Genomic DNA, 13,110 nt, shown 5'->3' with positions numbered 1-13,110 from the left:
GGTCACAGTAGCTTCGCTCCGAAATTGCGTTCGGGGTCCAGGTCGGCGACGAGCCGGCCGGTGGGCTTGGCCGCCTCGCCGCCGCTGCGTGCCAGGAACTGGCCGCTGCCAGCGCTCGCGAGGCACTTGTTGCCGTCGATGATCACCCGACCACGCGACAGCACCGACACCGGCCAGCCCTTCAGTTTGCGTCCCGCAAACGGCGTATAGCCGGCGAGGTCGTGCATCATCTCGTCGGCGATCACGGTCTCGCGATTGGGATCCCAGATCGCGATATCGGCATCGGCGCCGATTGCGATCGAGCCCTTGCGCGGATGCAGATTGTAGATCTTGGCCGGCGCGGTCGAAGTCAGTTCGACGAACTTTTCCAGGCCCAACCGTCCCTTCGACACCATTGCGTCGAACAGTAGCGGCAGCCGCAACTCCAGCCCCGGAAGGCCATTGGCGACCTGCTTGAAATTGGGATTTGGACCGGCACGCAGCTTGCCGGTCTCGTCGTAACGATACGGCGCGTGATCCGACGAGATGGTCTGAAGATCGCCGAGCGACAGCGCCTGCCACAACGCCTCCTGATCCGAGTGCGTGCGGGGCGGTGGGCTGCACATCCACTTGGCGCCTTCCGCCCCCGGCTTGTCGAGATCGGCAGCGGTCAGGAACAGATACTGCGGACAGGTTTCGGCAAACACCTTCAAGCCCTGCCCACGCGCGTCGCGGATGACCTTGGCGCCTTCGGCAGTCGAGACATGGAAGATCATGATGGGCTGGTCAATCAACGCCGCCATGCCGATCAGCCGGGTAAAGGCTTCCGCCTCCGACACCCGGGCGTGGCTGACGGCGTGGTATTTCGGCATGGTGTAGCCGCGCGCGAGCAGGCGCTTCACCATCCAGGCGATGATACCGTGGTTTTCGGCATGGGCGCACAACATCGCGCCGGACTGGCGCGCGGCAAGAAGGATGTCCAGCAACGGCTCGTCGTCCACCTTGAGCCGGTCATAGGTCATGAAAATCTTGATCGAGGCATGGCCCTGCTTCACCAGCGCCGGAATATGCTCCTCGACCGTTTCCTTGGTCGCATCGGCGATGATCATGTGAAAGGCGTAATCGATCACGGCGCCCTTCTTGGCGAGGGCGTGATAATCCTCCACCACCTGCGGCAGCTTCATGCCGACATGCTGGGCGGCAAAGGGGATCACCGTGGTCGTACCGCCGAAAGCGGCCGAGACGGTCGCGCTCTCAAAGGTGTCGGCGTTCATGATGCCGGCAGCGGACAATTGCTCGATATGGGCGTGGCTGTCGACGCCGCCGGGCAGAACGAGCTTGCCGCGCGCGTCGATCTCGCGCTTCGCAGGCGGAAGCCCGCGCCCCATAGCGGCGATGGTCTCGCCGGAGATGGCGACATCCGCTTCAAAGACGTCCGTTGTCGTCGCGACGCGCCCACCGCGAATGATCAGGTCGTAAGCGGGTTCAGTCATGAGGCACTCCATGATAGGCTCAAGCCAAGTGATCGAAATTTTGCAGGAAGACCAGCATGTCCCGACCGCGCATTCTCGTCATCAATCCAAATTCCAACCCTGCGGTGACGCAGGGGCTGGAGGACGCGCTGAAGCCGCTCGGCTTCGAGGGTGGCCCCGAACTGGTCTGCCAGACGCTGGCCGAGGGGCCGTTCGGCATTGAAAGCCAGGCCGATGTCGATGGCGTTGCCATGCCGCTGCGCCGGCTGGTCGAGGGCGACAACAGCTCGGCTGCCTTTGTCATCGCCTGTTACAGCGATCCCGGGCTTCAGGTCTGCCGCGAAGGCACCGACCGCCCCGTGTTCGGCATCGCCGAGTGCGGCGTGCTGACGGCGCTCGCCCGCGCGGAAACGTTTGGCGTCATCGCGATCGCCCAGCGCTCGATCCCGCGTCACATGCGCTATCTCAGGCAGATGGGACTGACCGACCGCCTTGCCGGCGAGCGGCCGCTCAACATGAGCGTCGCGGAAACCGCCTCGGGCGAAGGCACGCTGGCCACGATGATCGAAATCGGCCGCGCGCTGCGCGACGAGGACGGCGCCCGCGCCATCGTGATGGGCTGCGCCGGCATGGCGCGCCATCGCCGTCCCCTCGAAGACGCGCTCGGCATTGCCGTGATCGACCCGACACAGGCGGCCGTCACGATGGCGCTCGGTACGGTGCAGTTCTCGAATCACTAGGCGTCCTTCAGCTCTTTGGCGTCCTGCCGCGCGAGCCATTGCGCGTGGCTCTCGCGGACAAGCGCGAACGTGTCCCGCTGCGTCGTATAGAGATTGCCGAACATGCGACCGATCGGCCGGTAGGCGTCGAGGTCGACATACATGTTGGCCTCGTTGACGAGGCCCTCGCGGGCGTGAATCCGGAGCACCTCGCCGACCAGCAGTTCCCGATCGGGCGAGAAGGTCAGCGCGACATGGCGCCGGCATTCGAGCGCGAAGGGTGCTGCGGCGAGGCGCGGCACCTTCACGTCGATTGAGGGAAGGATCGCGAGCCCTGCCGCAGCGACCTCGCTGTCACCGGACGGAAAATCCACCGCGCAGTCGTTCATCGCCCCCGACAGCGCCTCGTCCACCATGTGAACGACGAATTCGCCGTCGCGATGGATGTTGCGGGTGGTGTCCTTCGGGCTGTGATCCGGCTTGTGCTGGAGACCGAGCACGATCAGCGCGGGGCTCTCCGAAAACACGTTGAAGAAACTGAAGGGCGCGGCGTTGACCGCCCCGTTCGCATCCAGCGTCGTCACCAGCGCAATCGGCCGCGGCACCACCACGCCGCAGAGCAGCTTGTAGCGGTCGCGCGGATCGAGCTCGCGCAGGGGAATACCTGATGTGCCCTTGTCCGCCATCGACATCACTTCTCCGGCGGCGGCACCGCGCCGGTCTGGCTCGTGATCAGACCGTAATGCTCGATGCGGCGATGCTGCGCGAAATTAAAGATCGTGGTCTTGCCGAATGTGGTGGCATCGAGATCGCAAGGATGGACCAGCAGCTCGTCCTCTTCAGTCCTGGCCTCTGCGACGATCTCGCCGTTGGGATCGACGATCAGGCTGCCGCCGAACAGCGGGTGTCCGTCCTCGTTACCGGCCTTGGCCACCGCGACCACCCAGGTCGCGTTCTGATAGGCGCCGGCCTGCGCCGAGAGGCGGTTGTGGAACAGGCGTTTCTCGACCCCCTCATCGCTCCTCTCCGCATTCACGGACGGCGTGTTGTAGCCGATCAGCACCATCTCGACGCCCTGCAAGCCCATTACGCGATAGGTCTCGGGCCAGCGGCGGTCATTGCAGATGGCCATGCCGATGATCCCGCCCAGCTCGCGCCAGACGTTGAAACCGAGATCGCCCGGTTCGAAATAGCGCTTCTCCAGATGCTGGTGCGAGCGCTTGGTGTCGTATTCCACATGGCCTGGCAGATGGATCTTGCGATATTTTCCGACGATCTTGCCGGATTTGTCGGTGAGAACAGCAGTGTTGAAATGATGACCATCAGGCGTCAGCTCCGCATAGCCGAAATTCATCGCCATCTGGTGCTGCGCCGCGCGCTCGAACAACGGCCGGGTCGCCGCATTGGGCATCTCGCGCTCGAACCAATTGTCGAACTCGGCCCGGTCCTCCACGTACCAGCGCGGGAAGAAGGTCGTGAGCGCCAGTTCCGGATAGACGATCAGGTCTGCGCCCTTGCTCTTGGCCTCATCCATCAGCGCAATCATGCGCTTGACCACGGCCTCGCGGCTGTCGGCTTTCTGGATTGGACCCATCTGGGCGGCGGCAACATTGACGATACGCATCAGCGATTTCCTGGTGATGTCTTGAGCTAAGCTACAGTTTCAACAATGTGCCGGCGCGCGGCAGCATAACGCAGCATCGCCCGGACTTGCCAGCCCGTGTCTGCCGATCGGCATGGTGTGCGTTGCACGCTCATTTCTGTTCCGCATCGGCAAGATCGAGGCCATGGTCGAGTGCATCAAGAAGCTGCCCGGCCTCATGCTCGGAGATCACGAGCGGCGGCGCCAGGAACAGCGAAGTCTGCTCGCCGCTGGTCCCGATCACGGCACCGGCCTCCAGCGCCCGCTCGGCGACGCGCGAGGCGATCGGCACCTCAGTGGTGTCGGCATGCCAGGAGCGCCAGTCCGGCCCGTGCAGCTCCACCGTCCAGTGCAGCCCCTGCCCCGCCACGCGCTGCACGCTTGGATGTTTCTGCGCGATGGCGAGCAGGCGCCGGGCGAACAGCTTTTCGAGGCTCTTCACGTGCTCCAAGATTTTCTCTTCGCTCACAACCTTCAGATAGGCGCTGACGGCGGCCATGCTGATCGGATGGCCGCGCAGCGTGCCGTAGTTCTGCCAGCTCGCGCCCTTGAGCCGTTCGACGATATCTTTCGACACGACGACCGCGGCTACCGCCGCCGCGCCGCCACCGAGCGATTTTCCCAGCGTCACGATGTCAGGACGGCTCTCGGCGCCCTGGAACGCGAACCAGCGCCCGGCGCGGCCCGCACCAGTCACCACTTCGTCGGCGATCCAGTAGGAGCCAGCCTGCCGCGCGCACCGCGCCACCTCGTCCTGATAGGCGCCGTCGTAATAGATGCCGCCCTGCGTGTAGTCGATGATCGTCGCCGCCGTGTCCGAAAGCAGGCGCGTGGCATCGGCCAGATATTCGCTGGGCGGGGTGTTGTTGGCCGGCGCGCCGTAGATCGCGCCATCCGGGGCCGGCAATATCCGCACCGGCGCCATCGGTGCCGGCAGCTTCGAGCCGCCCGAGTGCACCGCGAGGCCGCCATGCCATTGCGGCTGCACCGTCATGCTGCGCGACAGGCCGGTGATGCCGTGATAGGCGCGCTCGCGCGTTGCCAGCGCGGACCGCTGCGTCAGCGCCTGACAAAGCGACAGCGCCATATCGTTGGCCTCGCTGCCGCTGATGCAGAAGCGCACCGCACCGACCCAATCCTCCTCACCCTTGAACGCGATGGCCATTAAATCGTCCGCAGCCTGCTCGCGGCCGACCCAGGTCCACCCCTCGTTCACGACGGGCGTATCCGCGGCGCGGCGGATCGCCTCCACCATCGCGGGATGACGATGTCCGAGGCCGCCGCCGGTGTTGCTGCCGTCGATGAGCTTGCGACCATCCGACAGATGAAAATAGACGCCCTCGCCGCCGACCACGGCCATGGGCGCACTGTCGCCCGCGTTGAGCCCGGTTCGCAACAATCTGCTCATCGCAATCCCTTCATTGCGCAGCCTCTACGCCGTAGCCACCGCCGCCGCACGTCTCGATCGTGACGAGATCGCCTTGCTGAAGCACCAGGTTCGACTTGCCGTCGATCGCGACGTTGGCGCCCTGCCGGATCAGCGAGATGCGGCAGGCCTTGCCGGGCTCGCCGCCCTGCATGCCGAACGGCGCCATCACCATGCGCTCGATGCAGGTGGTCAGATGCATCGACGGCGCCAGGATGCGATAGGTGCGCACGACTCCGTCCCCACCGCGATGCGCGCCGGCGCCGCCGGACTGCCGGCGAATGGCCTGCTGCTCGATTTGGATCGCGTAATTCGCCTCGATCACCTCGACCGGCGTATTCGAAGTGTTGGACAGATGCACCCGCGTCGCCGAGATGCCGGCCCGATCGTGTCGCGCGCCCTCGCCACCACCGTGGACCTCGTAGAGCATCTTCCATGAACCGTTCTGTCGCGGCTCGGCGAAGAAGAGGACGCCCGCCGTGGTCGCCCCGCCGGCCGACAGACGTTCGGGGATGGTATCCTGCATGGCGCGGAAAATCGCATCGACGATGCGCATCGAGGTCTCGTGATTGCCGGCCGCAACCGAGGCACTCCACCCCGGCTCCAGGATGGAGCCTGGGCGCGTGATGATGGTCAGCGGCCGCAGCGCGCCCGCGTTCTGGTTCATGTCGCGCCCGCTCATGATGCGCGCGGCATAGGCCACCGCAGAGCGCGCCATGAATGGCGTCGTGTTGCAGAAATTCGAGACGCGGTCGCAGCTTCCCGAAAGGTCGAAGGTTGCTTCGTCGCCCGCAATGGTGATCTTGACATGAATGCGCGCGGGAGCGTCGTCGACGCCGCCGTCGTCCAGATAATCCTCGCCCTCGTAGACGCCATCAGGCAGATGCCGTAACGCCTCGCGCATCTCGATTTCGGAGAGATCGTGCAGGCGCGCCTGCGCCGCCGTGAAGACCGCCTTGCCGTGCTCGCGGCAGAGCTCGACGATGCGCTTCTCACCGGCTTTCGTTGCGGCGATCTGGGCGAGAAGATCGCCCTCGCAAGACTCGGAATCCCGAACATTGGCCTTGAGCAGCTGCACGATCGGCGTGTTGATGCCGGCTGCGGTGGCGATCAGCACCGGTGGAATGCGCATCGCCTCCTGGAAGGTATCGATCGCCTTGGCAAAATAGCTGCCGGGCCAGGTGCCGCCGATATCGGGCCAGTGCGCGAGGCTGACTGCGAACGCCACGATCTCGCCGTCGACGAAGACGGGGCGCACGACCTTGACGTCGTTGAGATGATTGCCGCCGAGCGGGCCGACATTGTAGATCAGTGCGTCGCCGTCGTTCAGGCTGTCGCGCGGCACCACCTTCAGCAATTCGAGAACCGTATAGGCCATCGCGCCGAGATGGATCGGGATGTCCCGACCCTGCCCGACCAGATCGCCGCGGCCGTCCGTGATCGCCGACGACAGGTCGCCGGCTTCACGCAGCAGCGGCGAGCGCGCCGAGCGCGTCATCACCAGGCTCATCTCCTCGGCCGCGGCCGAGAGCCCGTGCCTGATGACCTCGACGACGAACGGATCGAGCTTCATGCGGCCCCCCGAGTCAGGAACAAATTGCCTGAAACATCCGGCCGCGCCTGCCAGCCGGGCGGGACCACCACGGTCGAACATGCGTCTTCAATGATGGCCGGGCTGCTGACGATTTCGGTCAGCGAGGCGCGATCGATGATGCTTGTCGCGACGTCGTGAAAGCCGTCGAACGAGCAGCTGCGCTCGCCGGTGGATACCGTCCTGACCGCGGTGGCCGGCCGGCTCACGACGGTGCTCGAGGGACGGCGTGCCTGCACCCGCACGGATTCGATGACGCAGCTCTCGCTCGTCGCATAGCCGAACAGCTCATGGTGCCGGGCCAGAAAATCCTTCTTCAGCCTGATAACATCGAGCGGTCGCGCGAACGGCACCGGAATAGCGTCGTTCTGCGCCGCGTAGCGCATCAAGGCCACCAGCTCGATCTGAATCTCGGTCGCGGCAACGCCGGTGGCGATGAGCGGCGCCGACGCATCGTCGATCAGCACCCCGATCCGCTCGGACACGCGGGCGAGATCGATGCCGTCAAGCGCAGCGCGTAGGGTTTGCTGCTGGAGGAAGCTGAAGTCGGCAGTGAGACAACCCAGCGCCGAAAACGCACTCGATGCGCTGGGAACGACGACCTCGGCGATCCCGTAGAGATCGGCAAGACCCGCGGCGTGCATCGGGCCACCACCGCCGAAAGCGAGAAGCGTGCAGTCGCGTCCGTCGATGCCGCGCTCGACTGTGACGCGGCGGAGCGCACGCGCCATTGTCGCATTCGCGACCTTGATGATGCCGAGCGCGGTTTCGGTCAGGCTCAGCCCCAACGCGCGCGCGATCGGCGCGATGACGTCATTAGCTGCCCTGATGTCGATTCCGATCCGGTCGCCAAGCCTGGTTTCGGGATTGAGATAGCCGAGCACGGCGTTGGCGTCGGTGATGGTCGGCTCGGTACCTCCGCGGCCGTAGCAGGCCGGTCCCGGCTCGGAGCCGGCGCTTTCCGGCCCGACGGTCAGGCCACCGGGACCATTGCGCACGATCGAGCCGCCGCCCGCGCCGATCGAGTGAACCGCAAGCATCGGCTGGCGCAGCGGCTGGTCGCCGAGCATGCGGCCGTCTGTCATCTCGGCCTGGCCATCGACGATCAGGCAGACGTCGGTCGTTGTCCCGCCCATGTCGAACGTCAGCATACGCGACGTGCCGAGCTGACGCGCGATGCTGACCGATGCGGAGACGCCGGCCGCGGGGCCCGACATGGCCATCACCAGCGGCCGCCGCTTCACGGCCGAGATCGGGACCATGGCACCGGCCGAATGAAACACCTGCAGGCCGGGGCCGATCGGCAGCCGCTGCTCCAGCTCGCTCAGATATTCCACCGCGATCGGCATGGCGGCGGCGTTGAACACGGTCGCCGAAGTCCGCTCATATTCACGCGCCTCGGGATTGACCTCGTGCGACAGCGAAACGTGGGCAACGACGCCCTTGAGGCGCTCGCCGAGCATCTTCTCGTGGACGGGATTGGCATAGGCGTGAAGCAGTGCGACCGCGACGCTCTGAACGCCGGTTGCTTTCAGCCAGGCGACCAGGCGCTCGATCTCCGCTTCATCCAGCGCCTTCAGCACCGTTCCCTCGTGGTCGAGGCGCTCGGCAAGGCCAAAACATCGTTCCGGCGGCACCAGCGGCGGCGATTTCGGCGGGACATCGAGACGATAAAGATCGCGGCGGCGATAGCGCGCGATCTCCAGCACGTCGGCAAAGCCTTCGGTCGCCACCAGCGCCACTTTCGGCAGCCGTCCCTCGACGATGGCGTTGGTCACACGCGTGGTGCCGTGGACGAAGCGCTTGACCTCGCTCTTGCGCAGGCCGACCGCCTCAATGGCCTCCAGCATCGCCTGAACCGGAGCCTGAGGTCGCGACGGCACTTTCGCGATCCGCGCCTCCGCGGGGGAGTGCCGGATTGCGATGATGTCGGTGAAGGTGCCGCCGATATCGGTGCCGACCTCCCAGTGATTTTCGTCAGTGCTCATGTGTAGGTCAGCTGCGAACGACGTTCGAACCGGACGCCGGGTCCTTCCCGTCCATCGCCAGGTTCAATCGCAAACCGAGAGCGCTCATCATCATCCCCTGTCATGCCACCGCTTGCGAGCGTGCGACAGAGCGATGGGCTCGGGATAGGGCCAGAGTTGTCGCAACGCATTGGACCAGCCCGCGACGGGCAGGACGCGCGGAGGCACATTTTAGTGCAGCGCTGCCCGCAGGGAGTGCACGCCGGTGTGGATCGTTCCACGCGAGAAAAGTGCGGCGCACCACGCATTTTCGCGGACGAAACGCCACATCCGCTGCAGTGCAATCCACGCGCCGCGCACGGACTGTCTAATTTGCAGGCGATAGACCGGCGCTAAGGGCCCTGCGCGTGCTCATGAGCTATGCATGCCAGTCGGCTCAGCCTCTCTTTATTGGACGATCAGTAAGCGGTGGTTTTGCCCGCTCAACGCATCGCGACCTCACTCCAGGCCTCAGGCTGCAAACGAGGGACGCAGGCGGCGCCAGCCGATGACAATGCCCGTGATGGAGAACAGAAAGCCGAGGGCGCAGAGCCCGACGACCAAGCCGTCACGCAGCAACGGATGCGCGACCAGGACCGGAAAATCCAGCGTGTGCAGTGCGCCGTAGAACCAGCGATAGACCCGCCGCGACGAATCCAGCCTTTGCAGCAAATTGCCGTCCGCGCCGTCGATGTCGAACCAGAGGTCGCCGCAGCAGGAGCGGTAGACCGGGGCACCCGGGACGGTGGACTGCGCGGGATAGTTGTCGTTGTCGGCAAGCACGGACGGTACTGCGCAGCCGGCTGCGAGGCGCGTTGTCAGCCTCTCGACCTCGTGCACATCCAGAGATCCCGTTGGTCGATCGCGGGGCGCATCCCCTGCCTTGATCAAGGTCTGAGCGGCAAGGCCCGTCCGATCCCGCCGATAGAGAGTGCCGTTGAATGCAAACCATTCGGTCTCACGGGCCGACGGCGCTCCAGGCTGCCGATCGATCGATGGGGCAGCCGTCCAGTTCGGTGCGGCGTTCATCACGCTGGATTCGGCCGAGGTCAATTGCCCACGCGAGAATAGTCGCCCGTGATCCATGGAGAGCCAGCCGCTGAAAATCCAGGTCAGCACGAAGACCATCGCCGCGAGGCCGATGAGATGATGCAGCGCATGCCAGCCACGATAGGGCGAGCCGATCTGGCCACCTCGAGGTTTGATCCGCGCAAGCCCGAGCACGGCGCCCAGCAATGCTGCGATCAGGGCCAGCAGCGACAAGGTCCAGACCACGCGATCCCACAGTGGCCAGTTGCTTCGCAGCACCGTTGGATAGATCCAGTGCAGCACGCTCCCGACGAGATTCCAGGTCCGCTCGCTGCGCGTCGTATCCAGGACGATCTCGCCGGTGAGCGAGGAGACATAGACCTCCGTTCCGGCGGCGTCGCCGAGGGCAACCCGAAACAAGGGACGATGGCGGTCAAAGCCGTTCGGCACGCTCCATTGGTCATAGTCCGAGCGCGCAACGATCGTGGCCCGCGCAGCATCGAGCCCACGGCTGCGGGCGTGATCTCGCGCGATGGCCAGCACGACGTCGAATGATTTGACCGACGCGTCGGCCCCATCGGAGGCGCGGACTGCACCCGCGCGCGACGGCCCCGCGACGATATAGACCGGTCCGTCGCTGCGCTGGATCAGGCGAACGCGCGTCGCATCCGCGATGCCGCTTGCGGCCACGGCATCGGCGACCGCAATCCTCGTCTCAGCGCTAGCCAGCGGCACGAGCCCGGCAAAACGTTCCGTTTCCGTCAGAGATGGGAACGGAACGAAGTGCATCACGATTCCCGTCGCGAACCACATCGCGAACAGCAGGCAGAACGCGATCCCGAGCCATCGATGCAGCAGGACGAGCGCGCGCATCATTGATCAGCGTCCTACCATTTGAACGCAGCCGAGATCTCATAGGTGCGCGGCGTGCCCAGCAGGATCTGGTCAGGATAGAACGGATCGCCCCAGATCGCGTAGCGCTTGTCGGTGATGTTGCGCACCCGGAAGGTCAGGCGGGCCTGGTCGACCGCATTGAATACGGCCTTGGGGACGTCGACGAAAGCATAGACGTCCGCGACGGTGTAGGCCTTCAGCGTCACGGTGTTGGCATCGGTGTTGTAGCGGTCGCCGACATGGCGACCGGTGATGCCGAGCTCGACCGTCCAGGGCGTGAAGAACCGGTAGGACGCGCCGGCATTGGCGACGACGCGCGGCACGTTCGGCGGCGTGTTGCCGGAAAACGAGCCGCCGACAAAATCGTAGTCGGCGTAGCGCGCATCGACATAGGCGATGTTGCCCCAGAGGCGCAGAGGCTCGATCGGACGCACGGACGCGGCAAGCTCGACGCCCTTCGACTCCTGCCGTCCGGCAAGGTTGAGCTGCATGCCGCCGGCCGCGGCATAGACGTTCTTGCGCAGGATGTCATAGGCCGAGAACGACCACTCCGCCCGGTTGTCCCAGAACAGGTGCTTGACGCCGGTTTCGTAGGTGCGCGCGGTGGTCAGGTTGAGCGGATCGGTCGGATTGAGCAGGAAGATGTTGTTGGCTGCGATGTCGGCGCCGGTCGCATATTGGCTGAAGAAGGTCAGGCCCGGAACGGCTTCCCATGTGTAACCGATGCGCCCCGTTGTCGGGACCCAGGATTGCGAGAACGGGAAGTTCGCCTTCTCCAGACCGAACTTGTCGGTCGAATTGCGGTCGAGCCCGATATGCTCGACGCGCAGGCCGCCAACCAGCGCGAAGCTGCGCGTGAGCTTCAGCCGGTCCTCGAATGACAGCGCCTCGTTGTCGATCCGCGCGGTCTGCTGCTGAATGGTGAGCAGGCCGCAATAGCCGCGAGGCGGATCGACCAGCGGAACGGAATCGCCGGGAAAATTTGCGGCGCCCGGCCTCACGAAATCAAGGTAGCTCGAGGACAACGTCGTGACCAAGCGGTTGTCAAAGCCGGCGATATTCGTATCCCAGATCAGGTCGGTGATGTTGCCGACCAGGCGTTGGCCGTGCGCAACATAGAAGCGCTCACGGTCAACCATGTTGGTACCGGAATTGAACGCCTCGACCTCATTATTGAACCACGTGCGCTCTGCGCCATAACCATAGGCCTGGCTCTTCAGCGTCAGGTCGGGCGCGAGCTTCAGCTCGAAGCCGCCGCGCAGCCAGACCTCCTGTGCGACGTTGCGATTGTCGAGGACGTTGTAGTTGGTGTTGAAGGTGCGATCATCGATCGTGACCGGGCCGAGATTGGTTTTATTGTAGTTCGAGACGTAATTGCCGGACACGATCCCCATCGTCGCATGCGAGCCGCTGAACGCGATCGGCACCAGCGGCGCACCCCAATAGGCTTTCGAGCGATCTTCCCGATACTCGATCGCACCCCAGACCTTGAGGCTGTCGGAGAAGCGGTAGTTGAGCTGGCCCGACACGTCGAGCGTCTTGGTGTTGGTGTCGTCGGCAAAGCCGTTGAGCGAGGAACGGCTGACGTCGAAGCGGTAGTCCAGCCCCTGCACATTGGTGCTGCCGCCCGAGCCGTAATGCGCCCGGAACGAGTTCAGCGAATCCCAGGAGAAATCCGCCTCGTTCCGGATCGGACCGGTGTGCGGCTGCTTGGTGACGAAGTTGATCGCACCGCCGGCGGCGCCCTCGCCCGAGATCAGCGACGCCGGGCCTTTCAGGAATTCGACGGCCTCCAGATTGGCCGTGTCGGTGATCCGCGAGGTCATGTTCTGCGGACCGATCTTGATGCCGTTGTAGAGCGTGTTGATCTGGCTGTTGGTGAAGCCGCGCATGGAGAACGCCGAGGGCTCGGCCGGATTGTCGCCGGATGTGACGCCCACCGCTCCCTGCGCGACGTCGGACACGGTGCGATAGCCCTGCTCACGCATGGTTGCGGCCGAGATCACCTCCACGGTCGCGGGCGTTTCGCGCACGGTCAGGCCGAGGCGCGAGGCGCTTTCGGCGACTACGTTGGTGTTGAGCGGCGTTTGCGCCGCTGCGATCGGCACGACAGGCTTGGGCACTGCGGATGCAGTCACCGGCCGGCGCGCTGCTGCGCGACGTGGGCCCTGCGCCTCCCGCGCGGCGGGCTTGGCCTGCTTGCGGGATTGGGCGGGCGTTACCTCGACCGGCGGCAGAGGTTCCGGGGCCTGCTGGGCCAGTGCGGCGGGAGCATCAAGGATGACAAAGGATGTGAGCGCCGCGGATGCGAGCAGGAATGCACGCGGTCGTACAATGCGAACAGGAGACACC

At 65.0% G+C, this 13,110-nt stretch carries 9 protein-coding genes; 1 reads left to right on the top strand and 8 read right to left on the bottom strand.

Features of this window, described 5'->3' with window-relative positions:
• Positions 1 to 2: 2 nt before the first annotated feature.
• Positions 3 to 1,472: a dihydropyrimidinase gene (gene hydA, locus ABIB66_RS03400; RefSeq protein ID WP_354254128.1), complete on the bottom strand. Its 1,470-nt coding sequence runs from the start codon at positions 1,470 to 1,472 to the stop codon at positions 3 to 5.
• A gap of 56 nt (positions 1,473 to 1,528) precedes the next feature.
• Here hydA and ABIB66_RS03395 point away from each other — a divergent pair, with 56 nt between their 5' ends.
• Complete coding sequence (locus tag ABIB66_RS03395) at positions 1,529 to 2,191, top strand: aspartate/glutamate racemase family protein (RefSeq protein WP_354206524.1); 663 nt, start codon at positions 1,529 to 1,531, stop codon at positions 2,189 to 2,191.
• On the opposite strand, the gene ABIB66_RS03390 is transcribed toward ABIB66_RS03395, so the two are convergent.
• The 7 genes from ABIB66_RS03390 to ABIB66_RS03360 form a co-directional block, all read right to left on the bottom strand.
• Positions 2,188 to 2,856, bottom strand: coding sequence for a flavin reductase family protein (locus ABIB66_RS03390; RefSeq protein WP_354207329.1), 669 nt, complete (start codon positions 2,854 to 2,856; stop codon positions 2,188 to 2,190). The two genes, ABIB66_RS03395 and ABIB66_RS03390, sit on opposite strands and share 4 nt — an antisense overlap.
• A 5-nt stretch (positions 2,857 to 2,861) precedes the next feature.
• Entirely contained in the window at positions 2,862 to 3,794 is a 933-nt protein-coding gene (locus tag ABIB66_RS03385) for an N-carbamoyl-D-amino-acid hydrolase (RefSeq protein ID WP_354254126.1), read from the bottom strand.
• A gap of 130 nt (positions 3,795 to 3,924) precedes the next feature.
• Entirely contained in the window at positions 3,925 to 5,220 is a 1,296-nt protein-coding gene (locus tag ABIB66_RS03380) for a class-III pyridoxal-phosphate-dependent aminotransferase (protein ID WP_354206528.1), read from the bottom strand.
• A gap of 10 nt (positions 5,221 to 5,230) precedes the next feature.
• Positions 5,231 to 6,811, bottom strand: a complete 1,581-nt coding sequence (locus tag ABIB66_RS03375; RefSeq protein ID WP_354254124.1) for a hydantoinase B/oxoprolinase family protein — start codon at positions 6,809 to 6,811, stop codon at positions 5,231 to 5,233.
• Positions 6,808 to 8,817 carry a hydantoinase/oxoprolinase family protein gene (locus ABIB66_RS03370; RefSeq protein ID WP_354254122.1) on the bottom strand — a complete coding sequence of 670 codons (2,010 nt, stop codon included), beginning with the start codon at positions 8,815 to 8,817 and terminating at the stop codon, positions 6,808 to 6,810. Before ABIB66_RS03370 ends, ABIB66_RS03375 begins: the two co-directional genes overlap by 4 nt.
• Positions 8,818 to 9,306: 489 nt before the next feature.
• The gene (locus ABIB66_RS03365) at positions 9,307 to 10,740 is read right to left on the bottom strand and encodes a PepSY domain-containing protein (RefSeq protein WP_354206532.1); all 1,434 of its coding nucleotides are present in this window, start codon (positions 10,738 to 10,740) and stop codon (positions 9,307 to 9,309) included.
• Positions 10,741 to 10,751: 11 nt separating this feature from the next.
• On the bottom strand, positions 10,752 to 13,109 hold the full coding sequence (locus ABIB66_RS03360) for a TonB-dependent receptor (protein WP_354254120.1): 2,358 nt from the start codon (positions 13,107 to 13,109) through the stop codon (positions 10,752 to 10,754).
• Between the last annotated feature and the right edge of the window lies 1 nt (position 13,110).

Source organism: Bradyrhizobium sp. F1.13.3, assembly GCF_040548265.1.
GTDB lineage: Bacteria > Pseudomonadota > Alphaproteobacteria > Rhizobiales > Xanthobacteraceae > Bradyrhizobium.
The sequence above is the reverse complement of the archived record's forward strand: the minus strand, read 5'-3'. Positions and strand labels throughout refer to the sequence as shown.

What these genes read in the sequence shown, in the direction of transcription:
- hydA (WP_354254128.1), bottom strand. Translation starts at nt 1,472, where the DNA reads ATGACTGAACCCGCTTACGACCTGATCATTCGCGGTGGGCGCGTCGCG.
- ABIB66_RS03390 (WP_354207329.1), bottom strand. Translation starts at nt 2,856, where the DNA reads ATGGCGGACAAGGGCACATCAGGTATTCCCCTGCGCGAGCTCGATCCG.
- ABIB66_RS03365 (WP_354206532.1), bottom strand. Translation starts at nt 10,740, where the DNA reads ATGATGCGCGCGCTCGTCCTGCTGCATCGATGGCTCGGGATCGCGTTC.
- ABIB66_RS03380 (WP_354206528.1), bottom strand. Translation starts at nt 5,220, where the DNA reads ATGAGCAGATTGTTGCGAACCGGGCTCAACGCGGGCGACAGTGCGCCC.
- ABIB66_RS03395 (WP_354206524.1), top strand. Translation starts at nt 1,529, where the DNA reads ATGTCCCGACCGCGCATTCTCGTCATCAATCCAAATTCCAACCCTGCG.
- ABIB66_RS03370 (WP_354254122.1), bottom strand. Translation starts at nt 8,817, where the DNA reads ATGAGCACTGACGAAAATCACTGGGAGGTCGGCACCGATATCGGCGGC.
- ABIB66_RS03385 (WP_354254126.1), bottom strand. Translation starts at nt 3,794, where the DNA reads ATGCGTATCGTCAATGTTGCCGCCGCCCAGATGGGTCCAATCCAGAAA.
- ABIB66_RS03375 (WP_354254124.1), bottom strand. Translation starts at nt 6,811, where the DNA reads ATGAAGCTCGATCCGTTCGTCGTCGAGGTCATCAGGCACGGGCTCTCG.